Genomic DNA, 21,924 nt, shown 5'->3' with positions numbered 1-21,924 from the left:
TCACCCTCCTACCGATCGATTCAGTATCCGCGGGACCACCAGCAAGATCAGCACCACCGGTGCGGCCAGCACCATGGCAGCCGCCATCAGCACGGACCAGTTGCTCGCCCCAAGTAGTTCCAGTGCATAAAGCATGAGCGGCGCCGTCTGTGAACGTTCGCTGTGCAGGTAGAGCAGCGGCTCGGTGAAACTGGACCAGCACCAGGCAGTCGCCAGCAACGCCGCCGCGAGCAACGCCGGCTGCATCTGTGGCAGGGCGACACGCCACCAGATTCGCAACCAGCCCGCCGACTCCAGCCGGGCTGCATCGATCTGCGAGGACAAAATGCCGCGAGCCGAAACGTAGAACAGCAGGACCAGCAGGGGATGCCCACCCATCAGCGCAGGCGCCCACAGCGGAATCCAGCTTCCTCCCAGGCCCAGCCACTGAAACAACATGAAACGGGGCAACCAGATCGCGGCATAGGGCACCGAGGCGGCCGCCACCAGCAAGGCGATTGCGATCAACTGCCAACGTGGCGACATCAGGCGAATACCAAACCCGCCGAGGCTGCCGGTCAGCAACGCCGTCGGCACAAACAACAGCAACAAGACAACCGAGTTCAGCAGGGCGCGCGCCATCGGCACCTGTTCGAACGCAGTGAAATACGCAGCGATACCGGGCGAGTCCGGCCAGATGTCACCCGGCACGGGCACCGAGCCCGGCGCATGCGTTGACGCAGCCAGCAACAGGACCATGGGCAGGCCGAACGCCCCCGCGGCCAGCGTCAGCCCACAGGCGCGCAAACAAGACAACACGAATCGCACGCGTGGCTCCATCCGAGTCAGAGCGTGGATTATCCCTGGAAGTCCGCCGCCACGCAGCGCCCGCATTCAGGCGGCATAGGCCCCCTGTGCTTGCAGCCAGCCGATCACATCTGTTCGATCCAACGCGCGCTGCGCCAAGACGATGGAGCGTTCCAATGACTCGGCATCGCAAGCCACCTGATGCCCCAGCTGCTCGGCGCAGAGCTGCCGGGCAATCCCCACGAGTATCCAGGGTCCCCAAGGCTCGGCCGCGGGACGCAGACAATGCAGCGCAGTCTTGTACACGGCATCGCCGAGATGCCAGCGACGCGCCAGTGCGCCTCCCAGCGCACTGGCGTGATGCCGCGCGGCGCTGTAGTAGCCCGATGCAGAGCCGATGTCGATCAGCGCCGGAGCGGCGCTAAGCAGTGGCACCATGCCGATATTGTGAAAAAGGCCGATGGTAAAGGCGGCATCCGGATCGTCGAAGCCGAACTCCGGGTCTGCGACCCGCCGGAGCATCGTCGCCACTGCAGCAGCCAGCGCCCACTCCTTACCCAACAAGCCGGTCAATGCAGGATGTCGGGGCTGAAAGGCCGACTGCATCGCCTGATGCATCACCCGATCGCGGGTTGCGCTCATGCCCAGCCGCATCACCGCGTCACGGACCGAACGGGCCGGCGATACGCCACGGTTGGCCACGGAATTGGCCGCTGCCATCACCGCCGCAGCCGACGAGACATCGGACTCCACCACAGCCACAACATCGGCCAGCGAAAACTCATCGCCGCGCAACACCTGCAACAACCGCATCACCACCTGTGGCGGCGCGGGCAGGGTCTGCTGGGTCGCCAGCCGAATCACGGATTCCTGGGTAATGGTGTCTAGCACTGTCGGGCTGGCCTTGTTCAGAACTTGGCCCAGGTATCGACGCCAACGGCTGAATCTTGAGGTCTTTCAGATCACAGAATTTACGATGGAAAAGATCGACAACAGGAGTAGTGTGGGAAAAAAGACCAAGAACGGTAGGGGAGCATGTCTCAATTCATTGATCCAATGAAAACACGCGTCGCGATGCCAACGACGATGCAAGCCCTACGTGAAACCATGTCCCGAGACATGCTGCTGGAGACGGTCAGCCTGCTGCTCGACAACATCAATGACGGTGTGGTGCTGATCAACCCGACCGGCCATGTGATCTACCAGAATGCCAATGCTGAAAAGCTGCTTGGACATGGCCCAGTCATTACATCGCCTGATCACTGGGCTGAAATTTTCGGGGTTTATCATCTCGACGGTCGGACGCTTTACCAGCCTGATGAATTCCCATTGGCCAAAGCGCTGAAAGGCATCGAAACACCTGCCTATGAAATGCTCATCAGACCGGACTCGGGCCAACCTGGCCGGCTGATACGCGGGCGGGCAAAACCCCTAACCGAAGCAAACGGTCAACTCGTCGGAGCCATGGCGTGCTTCCACGATGCAACCGAGCATGACGAGTTGCTCCGCCGCGTCCGTTATCGCTCCGAGCACGACAGGATCACAGGCGTTCAGAACGGCGTTAGCATTCGCGGAACCATTGATGCGATGAGCCTAGAGGTGCACGAAACCGGCACAGGTGGGTTTGGCGTACTGCTGGTCAACCTGGATCGCTTCGGCATCGTGAACAATGTGGTGGGACGAGACGCGGCGGACGGCGTTCTGCGACGCATCGGGCGGCTATTGCAACATCGCGAACATGTCCTTGCGACGGGGCGGCTGTGCGCCGACGAGTTCGTCTTGGTCCTAGCTGCCGAGAACTTGGACGCCACTCAGCGCGAAGCGGACAGCATCGTTCAGGCCTTGCGCAGGCTGGACCTGACAGCGGCGCGTTTCACGACGCACCTAACCGCCAGCGTTGGGGCGACTTGGGTCGGCCCTGGGGTGATGCACTCGACCGAGGAGGTCCTCGCCGCGCTCACCACTGCAGTCGAAGACGCCAAGCGGGGCGGCAGGAATCGATCGGTACCGGCGACGTTGCCACATGCTCCGCAATCGCCTGACGAGACCTGCCGGATCTCGGACGTGCTCGGCATTCTCAATGAGGACCGCCTGTGTCTGTTCGCAGAACCGATACTCCAACCGTCGGGCGAATACCTCGGCTACGAGGTGCTGACACGCGTCTGTAACGGCGACGAAAAACCTCGGCTTCCCCGCCAGTTTCTCCCGACCGCCGAGCGCTTTGGCCTGATCGGGCAGCTGGATGTGCGAAACCTCGCCCGCCTAATGCAGTGGATGGGGACTCAACGCCTAGATGGTCTCGATATGAAGCGGATGCACATCAATCTGTCCGGTTATACCTTGGCCAATGAAGCCTGCCTGCAAGACTGGCTAGCCGTTCTTCTGACCAACCTGGACGACGCCCGCTACATCACCGTGGAGATCACCGAAACCTTCGCCATGAAGAACCCGGTCGAAGCCTCGGCGGCGCTCCACCAGATCAGGCAGCTGGGCTGCCAGGTCGCGCTGGACGATTTCGGTTCAGGTTATTGCTCGTTCTCGCGGCTAAAACAGCTACCACTGGACTACCTGAAGGTCGATGGCTCATTGGTCAGAAATTTTCTGGAGGACAACCAGGACAGAGCCATTCTCCAATCCATCATTCAGTTGGGACGAGCGCTGAAACTCCCTCTGATCGCCGAGCACGCGCACAACAAAATCCTGGTCAAGGCATTGTTCGATCTCGGCATCGACTACGTGCAAGGCCATGGGGTCAGTCAAGGTCAACTGCTCACCGCATGTGCTCCGGTCACGCCCTGAACTGGACGGCCAAAAGCACCCCCGTGAGGATCGAAGTCGCAAGCCGTGCTGCGGCCAGCAGCCAGCGATGCCTGGGGTGAGATGGGCCTGCGTAGGTCGACACCGCACACAACCCGGCGTGCAGGACCGCCAGCGAACCCAAAGCCCAATCACCAGCCCGGCTCACGAAGACCAGGCCCAAGACCGCGACGAACGGAAACAGCAGCGCACCCGTGCGCAGCCGCAGCCGACCGTCGGCGTAGGGGTTGGTACTGGTGTTGGTGTCGCCGATCGACGCTGCTGCGGGACGACCACGATGAACTTGCGCCCCGAAAACGCCGCCCCCCATACGACCGCTGTTGCCCAGCAACCAGTAGCCGACGATCAACGGTAGCGCTGCGACCACTGCATCGACGGCCTGCAGGCAGATGCACAGCGTCAGGAACAGCGCGCCCTCGGCGGCAAGCCATTGGCGTGGCCGCAGCAGCCGTGCCCAGGGACGAAGCCGTGCACGCCCGCCAGCAGGGGCCGAGAGATGCAGCACCAACACCGATTGGTTGCGGCCGAGCACGTTGGCGGCCCGCCGCATCCACGGCCCCAGCCCGACAGTGGTCAAGCCGCCGGCATGACGCCAGACCTGGAGATCCGAATGTGAATCACCGACATACTCAAAGCCGCCGTCACCAAAGCGTTGCACCAGCCACCGTGCCTTGCGCGCACCCTTGAGGTTGAGCGACTCCGACGAACCCTGCCAACCAGCGAGACCGCCGAGGCGATCGGCGATACCATCCACCAGCCGCTGATCAGCCGATGACACGAGAAACACCGACCGCTGCATCCGCCGGGCGTCATCGATCAAACCGAGGACGTCGCGATTCAGTGGCAGCCGGCCCACGTCGAGCGTTGTGGCATCGGCCAAAGCCGATTTCAGCGCGGCGCGACCACGCCGAAGCGCGTTTAGGCAGGCCAGCGTCTGTAGCGGCTGACGCCGTAGACCATCGATCAGCGTTTCGTCGAAAACATCCGTGCGGATCAGGGAATGATCCAGGTCGACAACCAGCGGCAGATACGACGCGACCACGCCGGCCGTCGCGTCGGAGTCCTTCACTTCGCTACGGGGTCAGGCGAGCGGCGCGGCGCGAGGTGCGGAGGGCTGCTGGCTGTGCGGACATTGCCGCGAGGGCTTGTAAAAAGCCGTAGTAGTCGTCGGCAAGCGGGGTTCCTGATGCAACCGCCGGTCCCAGCGTGATGGCTTCCAGGGCCAGCCAGACCGCTCGGCCCTCTTCCGGCTGCGCCGAACCGGCGAGCAATCCGCCGAGCAGCCCGTCCAGGGACAGACGACTACCGGAGAGCAGCGAGAGATCCGCCACGGAAAACATGCCATCGCCGGTTTGGTCCAGCCCACCGAAACCAAGGTCTGCAAGACTGGTGACGTCAATCGGGCGCAGCGTGGGGCAGTGCGTGATCAGACCGGTCGATTGGCAGACCGGGGTCGTGTCGCCCGTGCTCTCTCCCGCGGCAGACCCGGTAGCGATGCCGAGAATCAGATGCTGTGGCGCAAGCGCACAAGCGCCCACAGGGCCCGGATACTGGCAGTCTTCCCGCATGTCCCGGGCGGCCGAGCTGTAGCCGGCAGCCTCGGCGATATCCGCGAGGTTCAACACCGCCGCGCGGGAACCTGCCCATAGCGGGTCGGTCGCCAGCTGCTCCGAACAATGCATGCTGCCAAGGTCAGTGGAGTCGCCGATAAGACCGGGCTCCTCTTCGCAATTCGCATAGTCGCGAGCGATATCGTCCTGACCGATCGTTCGGTAAAAGGTGCCGACGATCTCGTGCTCGCGCAGGATCAGAATCGTGCCACCGTAGGCCGCCAAATAAATCGCACAGTTGACAGAACTCGAGCTGGTGTCCTTACAGGCTTGACGTATCGCGTGGGCCGATTCCGAATATCCGGCTGTTTCTATCAAGTCTGCCGACTGGAGCGCCACCGTGCGGATGCCCTGGTCAATCGTTTCGTACGGGATGTCCGGAAGCACTTGTGCCGAGGCCGGCTGACAAAGCCCCAGGCCCAGACAGAACAGCAATACCGAACGGATCGTCGTTTGATTCAACATGATGCACCGACCTGTGGTCAGGTTTTCCCCAGTGATTTCACAAGAATATCACCTTGAAAACGCTGTGCAGCGTTCCGACCGACCGGTTGTCGGGCGCATGCGGCGGTGCCCGGACGCTCCGGCGACGCATTGCCGCGCCGCCGGAGGCACTTCGGCTCGATACGGCTCTCCGGTTAAGCCGGCGCTACGGCCACCGGTTGCTGAGCGGCGGCTTCGACCTCGACGGGCTCCTGGGCAGGTTCCGCGGTGGGCGGTGTCTCGCCGCCGGCGCGGCCGTAGACATCGTCGAAGCGCACGATATCGTCTTCACCGAGATACGTACCCGACTGCACCTCGATCAACTCCAGCGGAATATTGCCGGGGTTCTCCAGGCGATGCGTGGAACCGATCGGGATGTAGGTGGACTCGTTCTCCGAGAGCATGAAGGACTCCGTATTTCGGGTCACGATGGCCGTACCCTGCACGATGATCCAGTGCTCGGCGCGGTGATGGTGCATCTGCAAGCTGAGCTTGGCACCGGGCTTCACGCAGATCCGCTTGGTCTGGAAGCGTGCCCCGTAGGCCACGCTCTCGTAAAAGCCCCAAGGGCGGTAGACCCGCTGGCGATGCTCCACCTCGGGCCGCTCCAGCTGTTCCAGCTGCTTGACCAGTTGCTTAACCGATTGCGCGTCATGCTTGTGGGCGATCAGCACGGCGTCGGCCGTCTCGACCACGATCAAATCGCTCACGCCAGACAAGGCGACCAGGCGCTTGGTCGAATGCACGATATTGTCGTGCGCGTTCAGCACCTGCACGTCACCGCGCGTGCGATTGCCCTGGTCGTCATCGGCCGGCAACCGGTCCAGGTACGTCCAGGCGCCGACGTCGTCCCAGCCCGCATCCAGAGGCATTAGTGCGATCCGGTCGGTTCGCTCCATGACCGCATAGTCGATGGATACCGAACGGCAGGCCTTGAAGGCCAGCGCATCCAGACGCAGGAAGGCACCGTCGACCTCGGCGTTGATCAAGGCCCGGCGCGCGTTCTGCATGAGATCGGGCTCCAGCGTTTCCAGGTCGTCGAGCATGCGATCGGCGCGAAACAGGAACATGCCGGAGTTCCAGTAAGTGGCGTCATCCGCGACATAGGTCTCGGCAATCTCGACATCGGGTTTTTCAACAAAGGCATCCACGGTGCGAGCCGCCCGGCCATTGGTCGGCAGACACCGCACGTAGCCGTAGCCGGTTTCCGGCCGTGTCGGCTTGATTCCGAAGGTGACAATCTCGCCGGTCTCACCGACATCCATGGCCGACTCAACAGCGGCGCGGAACGCATCCACGTCGTTCACTGCATGATCAGCCGGCATCACCAGTGCGATGGCATCCGGCCCGTGCCGGTTGGCGACCTGCTGCGCGGCGATGGCCACGGCCGGCGCGGTGTCGCGGCCTTCGGGCTCGAGAACAATGCAATCCGGCTCGATGCCGATCGCCTCCAACTGTTCGCTGATCAGGAATCGATGCGGCTCGCTACCGACAATCATCGGTGCCGCCACCCGGCTCAAGCCGGCGCTGCGCAACAGGGTTTCCTGAAACAGCGAATGCTGGCTGGTCAGCTCCAAAAACTGCTTGGGTTTCTGCTTGCGCGACAGCGGCCACAGGCGGGTACCGGAGCCACCGGCCAGAATCACCGGGACGATGACGCGACCCGGTGTCCGTGCACTCGTTGTTTCGGTTTGGTAGTCGTCCATGATTTCAGACCTCCAACGGTCGGTTGAGTGCGCAGCGCCCCCAGGCATGGCCCGGACACCTACGCGACGGGGATTAGGAAGATTCACGCGGGTTGAACAAATCGGTCACGTTGCCGCCAACCCGGTAGTTGTCGAGCGGGCGGTATTCGGAAAGCCGGCGGGCGAATTCACCACGACAGGGTTCGATCGAGCAATACGGCTCCAGCCAGCTGAACTTCGACGGCTTGAAATCGTCGAGCTTCTGCTCGGCACCGGCCTTGTTCCGGAACGCCTCCGGTTGATCCAGGCCAGACATCACGCGTTCGGCCAGGCGCGTCAGTGCATGGTCGCCGCGCTGCTCCAGATCCAAGCCATTGGCGTGGCCAAACGCCGCCATCATCGCCAGCGGTGGCAACGCATAGTTGTGGTAGAACAAGGCTCGCGTCTCACGACGCAACTCATTGTTGAGATAACCGTCGTCGGTCACCTGATTGGCGGCCCGGTCGTACTGCGAAACAGCCCAGTCGAACAGCTGCCGGTCGTCCACGACCACGGCAACGCTCATCACCGCCCAGGCGGCCCAGTACTCATGGTTGTTGAACTTGCGCTGGGGGACATTGCTCCAGTCACCGATGACCAGGTACGCCAGCTCACCGAGCCAATCCTCAACTTCGGCAGCCTGATCCTGATACGGCAACAACGGTTCGCTGGCCGACAGTTTCAGCCGTAGATAGGACGATGCGATGCTACCCAGTGACCATTTACGCATCGACTTTCCGGTGTGGGTCGTCACCGGCCCGGTCATCGCGTCCGCTCGGGCCCATTCCAGCATCCAGTCCAGCGCACAATCCACCGCGGCCGGATCGGCCGTTTCGAGGTAGTCCTCGACCAGCGTATTGATCCCGCGTTCCAGGTCGCGAATGGGTTCGACCTGCGTCCGATAGCGCTGCGCAGCATTCTCGTTGAGATCGTCCCGGGCGGAGTCGGAACCCTCGTACTTGCTCGGGAAGTTCAGCGGACCGGTGTGCGGCGCGCTGGTCTGCGGGCAGCCGTCAAAATCATCCTCGGTGCGGGCCGCAGCGTAAAACCCGGTCGGCGCTTTGAGCCGCGACGTGGCCGTCGCCGGGTTTGGTGCAGGCGAAGGGCTGTAGACCGCCTGGTCGGGCTGGCCCGGGTTGGTGGCGCAGCCGGCCGCCAGCAACAGTCCAGCGCATGTCGCGGTGATGGCGGGTCGGCGATAAATCAGGGGGGAAAACGTCATGGTGTCCTCGTTTAGGCGCGGCGCTCGCAAAGCGTCACCGTGGCCTCCGTGCCCTCGGGCAGCGGCGGCTCACCGGCGTCGGGATCGGGGCCCAGATCCAGGCCCATGAACACGGCGTCGGTGAAGTCCTCGCCCTCTCGCAGGGTGATGACGAACCGACCTTGTGTGTCGATGTGGCGCGAGCGCTCGATGGTGAAATTGTCGTTCTTGCCGTTGGTGTACCAAACCGAGAAATGCAGCTTGTCGATGTCGGGCCGGTTCAGCTTCACGTCCAGCAGGTGCTGCCCTCCACGAATGGACTCGACCTTGCCGTTACCGTTGAACAGCGTTTCGGTGAGTGAATCCGGCTTGAGCGGCGTCTGCACCTGCATCACGGGGTCGTCGTCCGTGCAGCCGTCATCCACGGACGGCAGAATCTGGCGGAACAGATCGGCCTCGTCGAAATTGCTGTAGACAGGCATTTCCCAGATCAGGATCTTGGGCGGTGAATCGCGGAAGTCTTCGCTCATGAAGTACTGCAGCAACGCGGCGTCGATGCCCCCGCCGGTCACGGACATGTTGAGCACATCCACGTTCAGCGCCTCGGCAAGAAAGCCGGCGAAGTTGTAGGCCGGATCACTATTGCTGGTACCGGCCAGCACGATCTCCGGCTTCTCGGCATCACCGAACAGGTCTGACCCGCTGCCCTCGGTGGACGTGGTGAATCGCGGAATCACCTGCTCGGGGTAGCCGAATCCACACATCCGCTCAACAGCTTCGGCATAGGTGCCGGACTTACGCAGAACGCCCTGCTGGCGGGTCGTGAACGTCTTTCCTGGAATGTTCTTGTAGGCGTCTAGGCCGCGCAGCGTCTCGGCCGTCACCGCAGCCGTGCGCTTGGCACCTGATGGTGTCCAGTGATGATCGCGCTTGAAGTAGAACGGCTGGTCTTGGTTGCCGTACAGCAACTGACCCAGTTCCGGCACCACCACACCCGCGCTGCGCAGGTCTTCCAGCAACACCTGGTAACCGACACGCGCCATGTCCCGAGAGACTCCCTGGCGCAGCTGCTCGGGCAGATTCTGCCAGGCCATCAACCCACGCGGCGGCAGCGGCAGCATGACCAGGGTCACGCCACGGGCTTCCAGTCGCTGCTGCAGCATCGCGACCGACTGATATGTCGACGGCAATAACGCGTAGCGGTCCTTGAGGTCGTCCTCGGTCCGGAACAACCAGCCATTCTTGCCCTGCACCATCATCCGGAAACCGTCCAGGTACCCGGTATAAGTCGCCGGATTGGCGGCGGCCGGGCAGAGGTCGCAGCAGGGCTGCAATTCATAAGTGGGCAGTTCAGGAAACGCAGGCGCCTGTTGAGCGCTTGCGCCCATTGCTGCTGCCAGGAGGGCGGTCGTCGCCGCGGCGAGCAGCCCGCGCGGCCAGCACCCTTGGGTGGTCGATTGGTTGTTCAGCATGCCTGCATCCCTTTTTCTTATGTGCCGTGAGTGTTAATCGATGACCCAGGTCAACCGCGGCTGGCCGCGACCGGGCGTGACGAACAGACTGAAGGCCCGTCCCCGGGCGAGGTTGACGGGGTCGGTGTCGGCCAGCATCTGGTCGCCTGCATACACCGCCATCGAAACGCGCAGCGGGTTAACTTCGCGGGTGGCGAAGTCGCCTCCGGATGCCTCGGCGATGGTCGCCGACCCGTCAGCCGTCTTGAGCTGCAAGGCGTCGTTACCGGTCAGGTTGTAGAACACCACCAGCGCCTTGAGATCGTCTTCGGGCGTCTCCAGTGCGTGCAGCGACAGTCCTCCGCTATCCAGGGTCGCGGTGTAGTAACGACCCGCTTCCAGCGATTCGGTGACCGACTCCGCCCCCGTCGAAATGCTGTGCTCGCCGGCCGGCAGAAACGTGTAGCTGCTGGCCTCATATTGATCCAGGGTTTCCACCGGCTCACCGCCGATGCTGCCACCGGTGATCGATGCCGGCGTCGCATTGAAAATGCGCACAAAGGCCGACCCCGGCGGGGCCTCTGGGCCGTACAGGGCATCGTCCCCGGCCTGTAGCCGCGGGCTGATCGAGGCGAGCGCGGCGAGGCCGAGCAGCCACAGAACCGGGCGCAAGCGCGAGGCGTGGAGTGTCGTGACGTTCATACTCGGATCTCCGTGTAGCGTTGTGCTTGAGTGGTGCGTAGCGGGGGCATTTCGGTGCTGTCGTCCGGCTGCACCAGATAGCGTTCGGGGATCTCCCAGACGACCAGTCGAGGCTCGACCGTCTTGAGCACGTCGCCGGCGAGAAACCGCGCCATGGGCTTGAACGGGCCATGTCCTTCCTCGGCGTAATTGACGACGTCACGCGCCAGCGCCTGCTGCAATGCGCCCGTGAAATGCCAGAGCGGGTCGGCGCTGTAGCTGGTGCCCACGAGCGCGACCGGAACGGTGTCGGAGCCTCCAAACAAGGCGCTGGCCGAGCCCGATGTCTTGGCGACGGTCTCGATCTGTGCGACACGTTCGGCCTCGGGCAGCAGCGATTCGAACACCGGTGCCAGCGGCAGATAGTTCATCAGGTCGCCGCGATGCTCGACCGTATCCTTCAGGTAGGTTTCAAACTCGGTGGCCTCGGCATCGGCGATCGCCAACTGGGCGCGTCGATCGTCGGCCAACGCGGTCGCCACACACTCGGCACCGTCGGGCGTCCAGTGCGTGTCGGTTTTCAGATACACCTGGGTTGCGGATTTGCACTGCTGCATGGAGCCCAGCAGGTCCGGCACCAGCACGCCCGAACTGCGTAGCTGCCAGCGCGCATGGGCGTATAGATCGGCATGCGCTTCGGAGGGCGCATGCTCGCCACGATATTCCTCGTAAACGCGCGCCTTGGCGGGCAGCAACGCAATGGCGAGATCGATGCCGCGGTCGGCCAGATACCGGTGGACGGCGACGATCCACTGCAGGTGCTGTTGAAGATTCGCCTCTTCATTCGGATACGGGCGGAACTCCTGTTCGGTGAAGAACCAGCCGTCCTTGCCGACGATCAGCCCGTCACGCCCTTCGCCCAGCAGCTCGTAGCGCGCCGCGGCCCACAGGTTCTGGCCGACCTGCCGCAACGGAAACGCCTCATCGAAATGGCCCTCGAAAGTCTCGGCCGCATCGCCATCGGTCCAGCCCACCTGCTCGGGGAGCTGGAAGGAGGCGGCGGACACCACCGACCAGGCACCGACCAGCAGGGTGAACGGCACGACGAAGACAACGGCAATCCAGGCATTGGGTGATCGCATGGGGCAGCCTCCTAAAACTGGAAGTACAGGAATGGTGAGTAGCTGTCGGCAGACAGCTTCAACACGGCGGCAACGAAGACCGGCAGGGCCAATGCACCGGCCCAGCGCAGCACCAGCGGATGCCCCCCCGGATGCGCCGCACCGGCGGCCGCGAGGCGATCACGCAGCCCGCCAAGCAGCAGCACCGCCACCCCGAGGCCCAACAGGGCCAGATTGAACTGGGAGATGGCGGCCGCGTAGGCCGGCGACAGCGCCAGATCGCCAGCGCCGAACATCACGGCGTAGAGCCGCCCGGCATCGCCCAGCGTCTCGGCGCGGAACGCCACCCAGCCCAACATCACGAACAGGAAGGTCACCGCCCAGCGTGCAGGGTTGAAACCCTTGGGGCTGCCATTGACACCCAGCATCCGCTCGACCGCCAGAATCGCACCATGCCAGGCCCCCCAGACCACGAAGGTCCAGTTGGCGCCATGCCAGAGCCCACCGAGGACCATGGTCAGCAACAGGTTGATGTAGGTGCGAACCTTGCCGCGGCGGTTGCCGCCTAGCGAGATGTACAGATAATCCTTGAGCCAGGTGGACAGGCTGATGTGCCAGCGCCGCCAGAATTCGGTGATCGACTGCGAAACGTAAGGCTGACGGAAGTTCTCGATGAAGCGAAAGCCCATCATCAGCCCGAGGCCGATCGCCATGTCCGTGTAGCCGGAAAAGTCGAAGTAGAGCTGCACCGTGTAGGCCAGCGTGGTGAGCCAGGCATCGGCCATGGTCGGGTCTTCCAGCGCGAAGCCGGCATCGACCAGAGGCGCGACCGAGTCGGCGATCAGCACCTTCTTGATGAAGCCCTGCATGAAGCGGGCGACACCCTCCCCGAACAGATCCGCCGACAGTGGCCGATGCTTGAACTGCGGCGCCAGATCCTTGTAGCGCAGCACCGGCCCGGCGATCAGCTGTGGGAACAGCGCGATGAAGGCGGCGAAGTCGACGAGGTTGTCGGCGGGCGGCGTGTCTCGTCGATACACGTCGATGACGTAGCTCACCGCCTGGAAGGTGTAGAACGAAATGCCGATCGGCAACACGATGTCGGCCAGGTGAAACGGTGCCACGCCAGCCGATGTGAGCATCAGGTTGAAACTGTCGACACCGAAGTTCGCGTATTTGAAATAGCCGAGCACCGCCAGGTCGGCGACCACACCGGCCACCATCCAGCGACGGGCCGATGCATGCGCCTCGACCGCCTGCGCCGCGAAGATGCGGCGCCCCACGACGTAATTGACCAGCGTCACACCGACGAACAGGGCGAGAAAATCCAGCCGCCACCAGGCGTAGAACGCATAGCTGCCCAGCACGATCCAGGCGTTGCGCCAGCGTGTCGGGCTCAGGAAGTAGATCCCCAGAAACGCCGGCAGGAAGACAAACAGGAAGATGTTCGACGAGAAGACCATGTCAGCCATCCACCCGGCGCTGGATGTTGTCGGGTTCGATCACCACGGCCTGACGCTGGCGAATCATCACGTCCAGCACCTCCGGCAGGTGCTCGCCAAGCACGCCCGACATCTCCACGCCGGTGGCGTTGGCCGGCGCGAACATGTCCACGTCGTACAGTTCCACGCTCACCGGCTGGTCGATGGAGATCGGCCCGCCACCGTTGTGGATGAGCCGGCCACCGACAACCACCATGGAAATGCGGGTGTCGTAGGGGTCCAGGGCAAGGTCGCGCGTCGGGTCGTTCAGGGTGCGGACATGCCCGTTGATGCCGGTGTAGGCGTTGGCGATCGCCCGATTCTCGTAGAGCTTGACCCCCACGCTGTTGCGCACCCGGTAACCATGCGCCTGGTTGCCGATACTCTGATTGGCATAGAGCAGATTCTCGGGCGATTCGTAGATGGTGATGCCGTCCGAGCCGTTGCCGTGCACCTTGTTGTAGGCAACGATATTTCCGGTGCTCTGGCGATCCACCATGATCCCGGAGCCATGGTTGTCGTAAGACTCATTGCGGAAGATCCAGCTGTCGTTCACCTCGCGCGAGACGATGATGCCGTGGCGCTCCCGGGTGCCGAACGCCGTGTTCTCGGCAATGATCAGCCGCAGCGACCGGTCATGCGGGTCGATGCCATAGATGATGCTGTCCTTGTAGACGTTGCCGACGATGGCCACGTCATCGGCCTCGTAGCAGTAGAAGCCATAGAGCAGTCCATCGAAGGTGGATCCGACGATCCAGCCGGTGGGTCGAGACCGTGTCTTATGCCGTTCCACGCTTTTGCTGTACTGCGAAAAGCTGATCCCGTACGACTTGGTGGCGCCGTAACCGAGGTGCTTGAACTGGCTGTCGATCAGGTAGGTTTCCGAGCCACCCCAGGAGATCATGAAGGGTCGGAACTTCTTTTTGGACTGGTAGCCTGCCGCCTTCCCGGCAGCCTCATCCCAGGCCACGATCTCGCTGTCGGCCACGAACAAACGGCCGTCGTTCACAAGAAAGGCCCCGGCCTGTTGCGACAGCCGCAGCGACCGCACCGAGCCATCGATGAGCAGCGTGGCCGATGCCGTGATCAGCAGCGGCAGACGCAGGGTGTAAATACCGCTCTCGGTGGCCTCCAGGTGATAGGGCTCCACCTTGCCGAGCACGTCGGAAAGCCGGAACAGACCGTCCTGCAGCACGATCGCGACCGGGTTCTGCCGCTGACGCTCGGCCCAGGTCGCCAGCCGCCCATCACTGCCGACAAACTCGTCGAACTCGATCAGATCGACCATCCGCGTGAGCGTGATCTCGCCGGGATGGCGGCGCACGATCTTGTTCAGCGCGGCTTGCTTGGTGAAGCCGGTGATATCCGGCAGGGCCGGCTCGGCCATCGATAGGCCGTCGGGCTTCACGGCACGCACCACGTAGCTGTCGAAATGCGTCGCGTTGAAATCCTTGGCGATGGCGGCGCTGGCGGTCAGCGGCATGACCGCTGCCAGCGCCCACATCACGCAACGCGCCCGGATTGACTGCGTCCCCAGCGTCATTGCATCAGCCCTCGACCTTGCGTTTTACATTGTCGAGTTCGATGACCACGGCTTTTTTCTGCCGCACCATCACGTCAAAAACCTCGTGCAGGTGTTCACCCAGCACGCCATCCAGGGCGAACCCGGTTTCGCTGGTCGGCGCCAGCATCTCCACGCCGGCCATCTCGATGCTCAGCGGCTGCTCTATCGCAATCGGGCCGCCACCGTTGTGCACCAGCCGCCCCCCGACGATGACCATGGAAAACTCGTCGTGGTAAGGATCGAGTTCGAGATCACGCGAGCCGGGTGGCAGCACCTTGGCGTGGCCATTGATGCCGGTGTAGGCGTTGTTGATGGCAATGTTGTCGTACAGCTTCACACCGACGCTGTTGCGAACGCGAAAGCCGTGCGAACCGTTACTAATTGCCTTGTTGCCCCAGATGATGTTGTCGGGGCTTTCGTACAGCGTCAGGCCGTCGGAACCGTTGTCGATGAACTCGTTGTCGGCCACGACGTTGTGGCTGCTCTGGCGGTCCAGCACCATGCCGGACAGCTTGTTGCGGGTCGTGATGTTGTTGAACAGCCAGCTGTTATTCACCTCACGGGAGATGATGATGCCGTGCTTCTTGCGCGTGCCCGACACGTGGTTCTCGGCGATGATCAGCCGGTTCGAGCGGTCATGCGGGTCGATGCCATAGATGATGGATTCGCGATAGGTATTGCGTGCGATCACGACATCGTCGGCCTCGTAGCAATAAAAGCCGAACCACATGTCGTCGAATTCCGAATCGATCACCCAGCCGGTCGGGTGCGGCCGCTTGAAGATCTTGGCCTGCGCCGGCGTGTATTGGGAGATCGAGAAGCCATAGGACTTGCTCTCGTCGTAGCCCAGGCTTTCGAAACGGCTGTTGACGACATAGGTTTCGGTGCCGCCCCAGGACAGGACGAACGGCCGGTAGCCCTTCTCGTACCGATAGGTCGCCGGCGTGTTGGTGGATTCGCGCCAGCCGATCACGGCCGAGTCCGTGACGAACAGCCGGCCATCGTTGACCAGGAACGAGCCCGCGTCCTCCGACAGCCGCAACTGCTGGACCGAGTCGTCGACATGGAATGTGGCGTCGCGGGACACCAGGATCGGCAGCCGCGCCACAAAAATGCCGGGCGCCGTTTCCTCCATGGCCTCCGGTCCCAGCACCGTTGCGATGTCGGCTGGCGTGAGATAGCCCTTGCGCAGCACGATGGCATGCGGATTCCGCCGCTGCCGCGCCGCCCAGACCGCAAGGCGCCCATCGCCACCGACGAATTCGTTCATCGGATCCAGATGCACCATGCGAGCGCTGCTCACCTCGCCGGGCTGGCGTGAACCGATCTTCGCCATGACCGCCGCTCGGGTGAACGGCTTGAGCGACGGCAGTTCCGGTTTCGGCTCGTACAGCACATTCGGATCTTCCGAACGCACGACGTAATCCGCCGCCTGCGCGCCGGCCAGCGGCAGCAGGACCAGGGTGGCGAGCAACAGGAATCGTGAGGGGCTTAAAGGCATCACAGTTTCCAACTCATCTCCAGAATCGCGCGATATGTGGAATCCGCGTTCGATGCATAGGCGTCGCCTGGCTCGAACAGCGAAGCCCGCAGCCGCAGCACGCCGCTGGGGCCGGAGTCACGCAGAATCACCCGGTCGAAGCCTTCGAAATAACGCGCCACGACGATGTCGTAGGAGCGGCCAATGTCATCGTCACCACCCGGCTCGGGGTCAACCCGCAAGCCGCGAGATTCCACGCTGAAGGCCTCGGCATCGCGCTGGAACTGATGCGCGACGAGGCTGATGTCGAACACTTCGGCCGGGAACGACAGGAACACCGTGCCCACGTGCAGATTCGTCAGCTCGAACTGCGCGGCCTCGCTGAATCGATGAATCTGGCTACGAGTGCCCGTGAACCGGGAGCGGTTGCTCTGCAGCCCCGTCTGTTCGAAACGTTCCGATTCACCGCTGCCGTCCACGCCGCCAGAACCCAGCGAGTACATGAACCCGAACTGCGCCGGCGTTTGCAGCGATGGCCGGAACCGCATGGCGAACGAACCGGCGACGCCGTTCACATCACGTTGGTCAAAGGTCACGGGGCCGCCCAGCACCGGGTCCGGCTGGATGACGTATTCCTCGTCACCCATGACGCCCATCACCTCGGCCCAGTAGGCCACCTGCTCCAGCGCCGACTCGTTGTAGTAGTCGCTATGCACCGCGAGGCCGACCCAGGTCAGGCTGCGATCACGATCCCGCTCGGGCTCGTCCCGCATCTGCTCTTCTTCGAGATCGACATCGTCGCCGGCATTGGCCAGACGCAGCTCGACAAAATGTCCCGGCCGGAACTGTGTGCCGATATCACCGAAGACGTAGAAGCGGTCTTCCTGGTCCTTGTCGACACCGGCGTCATCGGTCCGAAAGCCTTCCAGTTGCTGCGCCACGCCCAGCGAGGCCTGCAGCAAGGTCGTGTCGAACGCCCATCGGGCGGCAACGGCATCGTCGTCATACCAAAGCGCGTCATCGTCACGAATCCGCTGCCGTCCCAGACGCAACACTTCGCCCGGAAACGAGGTCATCGCGCCGATGTCGATCCAGGCCTCGCGCAGGGCGATGTACTCATCCGACGGCTGCGGGGTTTCGTCCGTGTTCAGGAATACTTCGCCGGTGGAATAGAACGCCTGCACCCGGAGCTTCGTGGAAAAGCCTGGGGCGTACTGCGTGAACAACGAACCGTGGATCTCGCCGAAGAACTCGGACGATTCCTCATCGCCACCCAGTCCCAGATCACGCTCGCCTTCGGCGAAGCCACCGGCACGCAGCTTCAGCTCGGTTTCGTTTTCCATTTGTGCAAAGGCTTGCGTGCTGCTGAGTGTCGCAGCCAGCAACAACATCCATGTTGTTGTTTTCACTGTGTCTCTCCGTCCTTCAATGTGGATTCAGATGCGGTCGCGCCGGACTCCTGATTCAGGGCCAGACCCAACATCGGTTCGTTGCGATAGCGCCGCGCCTCAAATTCCTTCTCGGCCACCGAATTACCCTTGGCGACCATGTCGTCGGTCAGCCGTGGCTGCAGTTGATTCAGGAACTCGGCCACGCCGCTGACCTCATTGCGCTGCGCGATCCGCGCAAACGCGAAGGCATAGGCCGGATTGGCCTGGACCACTCGGTTCTCGGCGTAAAAGCGCGCCAGATCCAGGTCAGCCCGCTGATACCCGGCGCGGGCGGCCTCCAGCAGCAGCGGCGCCGCACGCACGTACTCGTCGTCGCCGGCAAAGCCGCGCATGTAGAACCGTGCCAGCGAGAATTTGCCGGCCGGCAGGGTTTCGGAAGCCTCGGATAGATACTGTTCGGCACGTGACGGATCGATCTCGACCAGAGTGCCGTTCATATAGGCGCGCCCCAGCGTCAGCGCGGCATCGGCCGACCCCGCAGCGTGTGCCTGTTCCAGCATCTCGATCGGGTTGGCGTCCTCGATCAGGTCAGGGCGGTCGGTGAGGATCTCGCCCAGGCGCGCCAGCGCGGGCAGATGGCGCGAGCTCGCGGCTTCGAGCAGTTCGATCGCATCTGCCTGCATCGGCGGCTGCGGCACGTTGTTCGTCAGCAGGCGTGACGCCATGTCGTACAGCAGGCCGGCATCCACCCGCTCGCTGGGGTAGCGGGCCAGCGCCTGATCGACCAGCTCCGTCACCCGTTCGGGGTTACGGCCCATCCGGGCGTTGAGCGCCAGATCGGGCAGGCAGTCATCGACCCGGCGATAGTGGCGCGCGCAAAGCTGGATCAACTGGACGAAGTTCTCGCGAACGCCGTCGTTCTTGCGATACCAGTCGATGACGGCAGCGATGTTGTCAGGATCATCGGTCGCCAGCGCAGCGCCCAGCACATCGCCGATCTTGTCGTCGTCGGCCAGGCCGGGAAAGTCACGGTAAAGCCGCACCAGACGCTTCAGCGCATCCGGATTCCCGAACTCGCGCTGCTGAAGCAGCATTTGTTCGACTCCGAGCAGATGCTGCGGATCACGCGTCGCCTCGAAGCGCAGACGGCCCAGCGGATCGGCATCCAGCGGGTACTTGGACACCGACTGCTCGTACCAGCGGATCGCCTCGTCCCGGGTCGCTTCTGTTCCGACCTGTTTGTAAAGGCGCGCCAGATACTGCTGGGCATCGACGAAACCGCGCTGGGCCAGAGGCAGCAGATTTTTCTCGGCCTGGTCCAGGCGGCCGGCTTCCAGAGCCTGCACGCCCCGGCCGATGTCCGGAAGCACGGCAGCGTGCGCCGCCAACGGCAGACAAAGCAGGAGTGTGGAGGCCCATTTACGCATCGGGATCGCTCTCACTCGCGACCGCTGCCGGGATCGCATCCGTGGAGAAATCACCCAGACGCGGCATGAAGCTCGGCGTCATCATCGAGACCTCGGCAGGACGATTGATAAAGTCGACCGGCAACGCCCGCTTCGGCTTCACGACCACTTCCAGAATCGACCCGGAGGCGGTTTCGCTGCTGCCATGGGCGATGCGCAGGATTTCGCCGGGAATGGAACCGTCGGTGCCGGCAACGGCGACTCGCACTTCGCGGCCCGGTTTCAGATCACCCAGGCGCTTGTAGCCGAACCGGGCAATCACCAGGGGTTCGCGCTCCATGTCGACCAGCTGGAATACTTCCTGGCCTTTGCCGACAAACTGGCCGTTTCCAACCATCATCCGCTGCACACGGCAGTTGCAGGGGCTGGTCACCGTGCCCTTGATCGTGTCTTCGAGCAGGTCGTTGAGACGCTGCGTGCTCAGGTTGGCCGCCATGGCCTCGCTGCGCACAATCTCCAGCATCGGCGTTTCGAAAGTGCCCAGTGGTGCGCCCTTTTCGACCCGGCTGCCCTCTTCCACGAGGCTGCGGAAGGTGCCTTCGCGCGGCATGGTCACCGGAAAGCTCGCGCCCTCCACCGTGGCGACCGATGAGCTGGTCACAAAGGCGAGCCCGTATAGCTCCGAGGCCACATAACCTAAGGCGATGACACCAATGGCGAAGCTGGCCGCCGTACCCAGCCAGGCTCGGAACTGGCTGCGCGGTTCGCCCCGCGCAGTCTTGGCGTTGCGAGGCTTGGTGAAGTTGTCGCGGTTCATGGTGTGCAGCACATCGCCTGCATCCACAACCTCACCACTGACATAGGCGGTGATCAGCTGGCGCAGCGAGACGACAGCCGTGCGGTCAAGGTCATCGAACTCGGCGCAGCAATAGCCGTCTTCATCACGCAGCGCGATCAGCTTGACCGGGATGGTGATGCCGATCCCTTCCAGGCTGACGGACACCGAACCGCTCAAGCGCTGGCCCGATGCATAGTTCTGCCCATCCGGCGCGAAAGAGATTCCGCCGACCGACAGATCGCGAACGGTGTGCTTGCGGACGCTGCCGTCCTCCAGCCTGATCCGCAGCACGGCAGGCAGCCGCACGCGAACGTACTGGCGCTGTGTCTCGGATTCGTGAACGACGTCGGGAGAGATTTTCGAGGTCATGGTCGTGTTCCTTGGTGCACTGCCGTTAGACGACAAAGAAGACAAAGGCCAGGAAAATGCTGGCGGCCGACGTCGTCATGACGCGAGAAGACCAGCGGTTGAAGGCCACCTGGAAATGTCCGAGCTCGCGGACGAGCTTGGTGTCCTGACGAGTCCAGGACTGTTGATCCAGCCGGTTGAAGACGTAGATCTTCACCAGCGAACCAACGATTTGTGAGTAGTAGAGAAGAATCGGGAACATCGGCCCGACGCCATGCCCGGTGAACCGCAGCACGATGGTCACGGCCAACCGGGTAAGCCCGATCCACAGCATGTAACCGAGGAAGATCGCCCAGCCGTAGTACATCGCCCCGATGATCGAGACGCCGAGCCCGAACAGGCTGGTCCACATCGAGATCCGCTGATCCCACAACATGTAGTAGGTGAACCACCCGAGCCGCCGTGGCCCGAGCTTGGTTGCACGCGAGTTCTGCCGTAGCGAGTTGCCGTACCAACGGAACATCAGCTTGCGGCTGGCGCGCCAGAACGACTTGTCCGGCGGATGTTCCACGGTGTGGATCGCCGCGTCGGGCGTGTAATAGGTGTCGTAGCCGTGGCGAATCAGGCTGTACCAGCTGGACTTGTCGTCACCGGTCAGGAAGGCGAACCGGCCCAGCCGCCAGTGGTCCAGCGCGTCGGCCTGCACGTCTTCGATGAATTCGGGCGAGGTGATGATCGAGGCCCGGAACATCGACATGCGTCCGGTGAGCGTCAGCACCCGCTTCGACAACGCCATGGAGCACATGTACATGTGCCGCTGGGCGAACCGCAGCCGGTGCCATTCCTGCATCGTCCTCGAGCCCTCAACGCTGCAGAATTCGTTGGTCGTCAGCGCGCCGACATTCGGGTAGAGCTTGAAGTAGGGCGCCGTCTTGCGAACGATGCCGGGGTCGATCACGGTGTCGCCATCAATCACCGCCGCCACGGCATCCGGTGGTGGCGCACAACGCGAGATCGCCCGAAATCCATGAGCCAGACCGTCGCGTTTGCCGGTGCCGGGAATACGCACAATCCGCAGTTCGCTGACACCCTCGGGGTCAACCTTGCGATGCAGGTCGCGGATTAGCGATTCATCGCCGTACTCGACGATCGATGCCACCACCGTGGCCGGCAGACCGCAGTTCACCGCCTCGCGGAATGTCGCCATGTACACCTGCGCGGTTGTTCTCGGCTCGATGCGAAAGCTCGTGACCAACAGGTACACATGACTGGGCATGGCCGCATCGCCCATGGCCTGGATACGACGCCGTGCCCGCGGATAGGCGATATGGGTAAACCACATCGCCCTGAGAAAATGGTAGATCCCTAGCGAATAGCGCCACAAACCCACCGCACCGAGTATCAGAATGAACTCGGAGCTGGCCGGATCGAAGTGCGTCTGTGGAAGTGCCCCCGCCAGCAGCATCAACGCCGCGATGTACGTGGACCATCCCAGGATGTCCTTGAAACTCATCGGATTTCCCCGGAGCTGAACGCGGGGCG

General features: G+C 62.9%; 17 protein-coding genes. 1 reads left to right on the top strand and 16 read right to left on the bottom strand.

The window, feature by feature from the left end; translation table 11 throughout:
• Nucleotides 1-807, bottom strand: coding sequence for a hypothetical protein (locus tag ACE1EY_RS03335; protein ID WP_291515237.1), 807 nt, complete (start codon nucleotides 805-807; stop codon nucleotides 1-3).
• Between the two features lie 66 nt (nucleotides 808-873).
• Nucleotides 874-1,677 (bottom strand): HDOD domain-containing protein, encoded by an 804-nt coding sequence (locus ACE1EY_RS03330; protein WP_370299479.1) that lies wholly within the window; start codon nucleotides 1,675-1,677, stop codon nucleotides 874-876.
• A gap of 216 nt (nucleotides 1,678-1,893) precedes the next feature.
• Between ACE1EY_RS03330 and ACE1EY_RS03325 the strand changes: the two genes are divergently transcribed.
• Nucleotides 1,894-3,585, top strand: a complete 1,692-nt coding sequence (locus ACE1EY_RS03325) for an EAL domain-containing protein (protein ID WP_373928036.1) — start codon at nucleotides 1,894-1,896, stop codon at nucleotides 3,583-3,585.
• Here the strand turns inward: ACE1EY_RS03325 and ACE1EY_RS03320 are convergent.
• From ACE1EY_RS03320 to ACE1EY_RS03255, 14 genes are all read right to left on the bottom strand, one after another.
• Entirely contained in the window at nucleotides 3,575-4,672 is a 1,098-nt protein-coding gene (locus ACE1EY_RS03320; RefSeq protein ID WP_370299477.1) for a hypothetical protein, read from the bottom strand. The two genes, ACE1EY_RS03325 and ACE1EY_RS03320, sit on opposite strands and share 11 nt — an antisense overlap.
• A gap of 4 nt (nucleotides 4,673-4,676) precedes the next feature.
• Nucleotides 4,677-5,678 (bottom strand): hypothetical protein, encoded by a 1,002-nt coding sequence (locus ACE1EY_RS03315; protein ID WP_291513458.1) that lies wholly within the window; start codon nucleotides 5,676-5,678, stop codon nucleotides 4,677-4,679.
• Between the two features lie 173 nt (nucleotides 5,679-5,851).
• Entirely contained in the window at nucleotides 5,852-7,402 is a 1,551-nt protein-coding gene (locus ACE1EY_RS03310) for a mannose-1-phosphate guanylyltransferase/mannose-6-phosphate isomerase (RefSeq protein WP_291513459.1), read from the bottom strand.
• A gap of 73 nt (nucleotides 7,403-7,475) precedes the next feature.
• Nucleotides 7,476-8,642 carry a mannuronate-specific alginate lyase gene (locus ACE1EY_RS03305; RefSeq protein ID WP_370299476.1) on the bottom strand — a complete coding sequence of 389 codons (1,167 nt, stop codon included), beginning with the start codon at nucleotides 8,640-8,642 and terminating at the stop codon, nucleotides 7,476-7,478.
• A gap of 11 nt (nucleotides 8,643-8,653) precedes the next feature.
• A complete protein-coding gene (locus tag ACE1EY_RS03300; RefSeq protein WP_291513461.1) occupies nucleotides 8,654-10,093 on the bottom strand; it encodes an alginate biosynthesis protein AlgX in 1,440 nt (479 codons plus the stop codon).
• A 33-nt stretch (nucleotides 10,094-10,126) separates the two neighbouring features.
• Nucleotides 10,127-10,774 (bottom strand): alginate O-acetyltransferase AlgF, encoded by a 648-nt coding sequence (locus tag ACE1EY_RS03295; RefSeq protein WP_291513462.1) that lies wholly within the window; start codon nucleotides 10,772-10,774, stop codon nucleotides 10,127-10,129.
• The gene (locus tag ACE1EY_RS03290; RefSeq protein ID WP_370299474.1) at nucleotides 10,771-11,895 is read right to left on the bottom strand and encodes an alginate O-acetyltransferase; all 1,125 of its coding nucleotides are present in this window, start codon (nucleotides 11,893-11,895) and stop codon (nucleotides 10,771-10,773) included. The genes ACE1EY_RS03295 and ACE1EY_RS03290 overlap by 4 nt, the downstream gene beginning before the upstream one ends.
• An 11-nt stretch (nucleotides 11,896-11,906) precedes the next feature.
• Complete coding sequence (locus ACE1EY_RS03285; RefSeq protein ID WP_370299473.1) at nucleotides 11,907-13,346, bottom strand: MBOAT family protein; 1,440 nt, start codon at nucleotides 13,344-13,346, stop codon at nucleotides 11,907-11,909.
• On the bottom strand, nucleotides 13,339-14,898 hold the full coding sequence (locus tag ACE1EY_RS03280; RefSeq protein ID WP_370299472.1) for a NosD domain-containing protein: 1,560 nt from the start codon (nucleotides 14,896-14,898) through the stop codon (nucleotides 13,339-13,341). The genes ACE1EY_RS03285 and ACE1EY_RS03280 overlap by 8 nt, the downstream gene beginning before the upstream one ends.
• A gap of 4 nt (nucleotides 14,899-14,902) precedes the next feature.
• Nucleotides 14,903-16,420, bottom strand: a complete 1,518-nt coding sequence (locus tag ACE1EY_RS03275) for a right-handed parallel beta-helix repeat-containing protein (protein WP_370299471.1) — start codon at nucleotides 16,418-16,420, stop codon at nucleotides 14,903-14,905.
• A complete protein-coding gene (locus tag ACE1EY_RS03270) occupies nucleotides 16,420-17,808 on the bottom strand; it encodes an alginate export family protein (protein ID WP_370299470.1) in 1,389 nt (462 codons plus the stop codon). Before ACE1EY_RS03270 ends, ACE1EY_RS03275 begins: the two co-directional genes overlap by 1 nt.
• Nucleotides 17,805-19,217: a tetratricopeptide repeat protein gene (locus tag ACE1EY_RS03265; RefSeq protein WP_370299469.1), complete on the bottom strand. Its 1,413-nt coding sequence runs from the start codon at nucleotides 19,215-19,217 to the stop codon at nucleotides 17,805-17,807. The genes ACE1EY_RS03270 and ACE1EY_RS03265 overlap by 4 nt, the downstream gene beginning before the upstream one ends.
• Complete coding sequence (locus ACE1EY_RS03260; protein ID WP_291513469.1) at nucleotides 19,210-20,403, bottom strand: HlyD family efflux transporter periplasmic adaptor subunit; 1,194 nt, start codon at nucleotides 20,401-20,403, stop codon at nucleotides 19,210-19,212. Before ACE1EY_RS03260 ends, ACE1EY_RS03265 begins: the two co-directional genes overlap by 8 nt.
• Before the next feature lie 25 nt (nucleotides 20,404-20,428).
• A partial coding sequence (locus ACE1EY_RS03255; protein ID WP_370299468.1) for a glycosyltransferase family 2 protein occupies nucleotides 20,429-21,924 on the bottom strand: 1,496 nt, incomplete at its 5' end.

Source organism: Abyssibacter sp., assembly GCF_964229365.1.
Classification (GTDB): domain Bacteria; phylum Pseudomonadota; class Gammaproteobacteria; order Nevskiales; family OUC007; genus Abyssibacter.
This window is presented reverse-complemented; position numbering and strand designations above follow the sequence as displayed.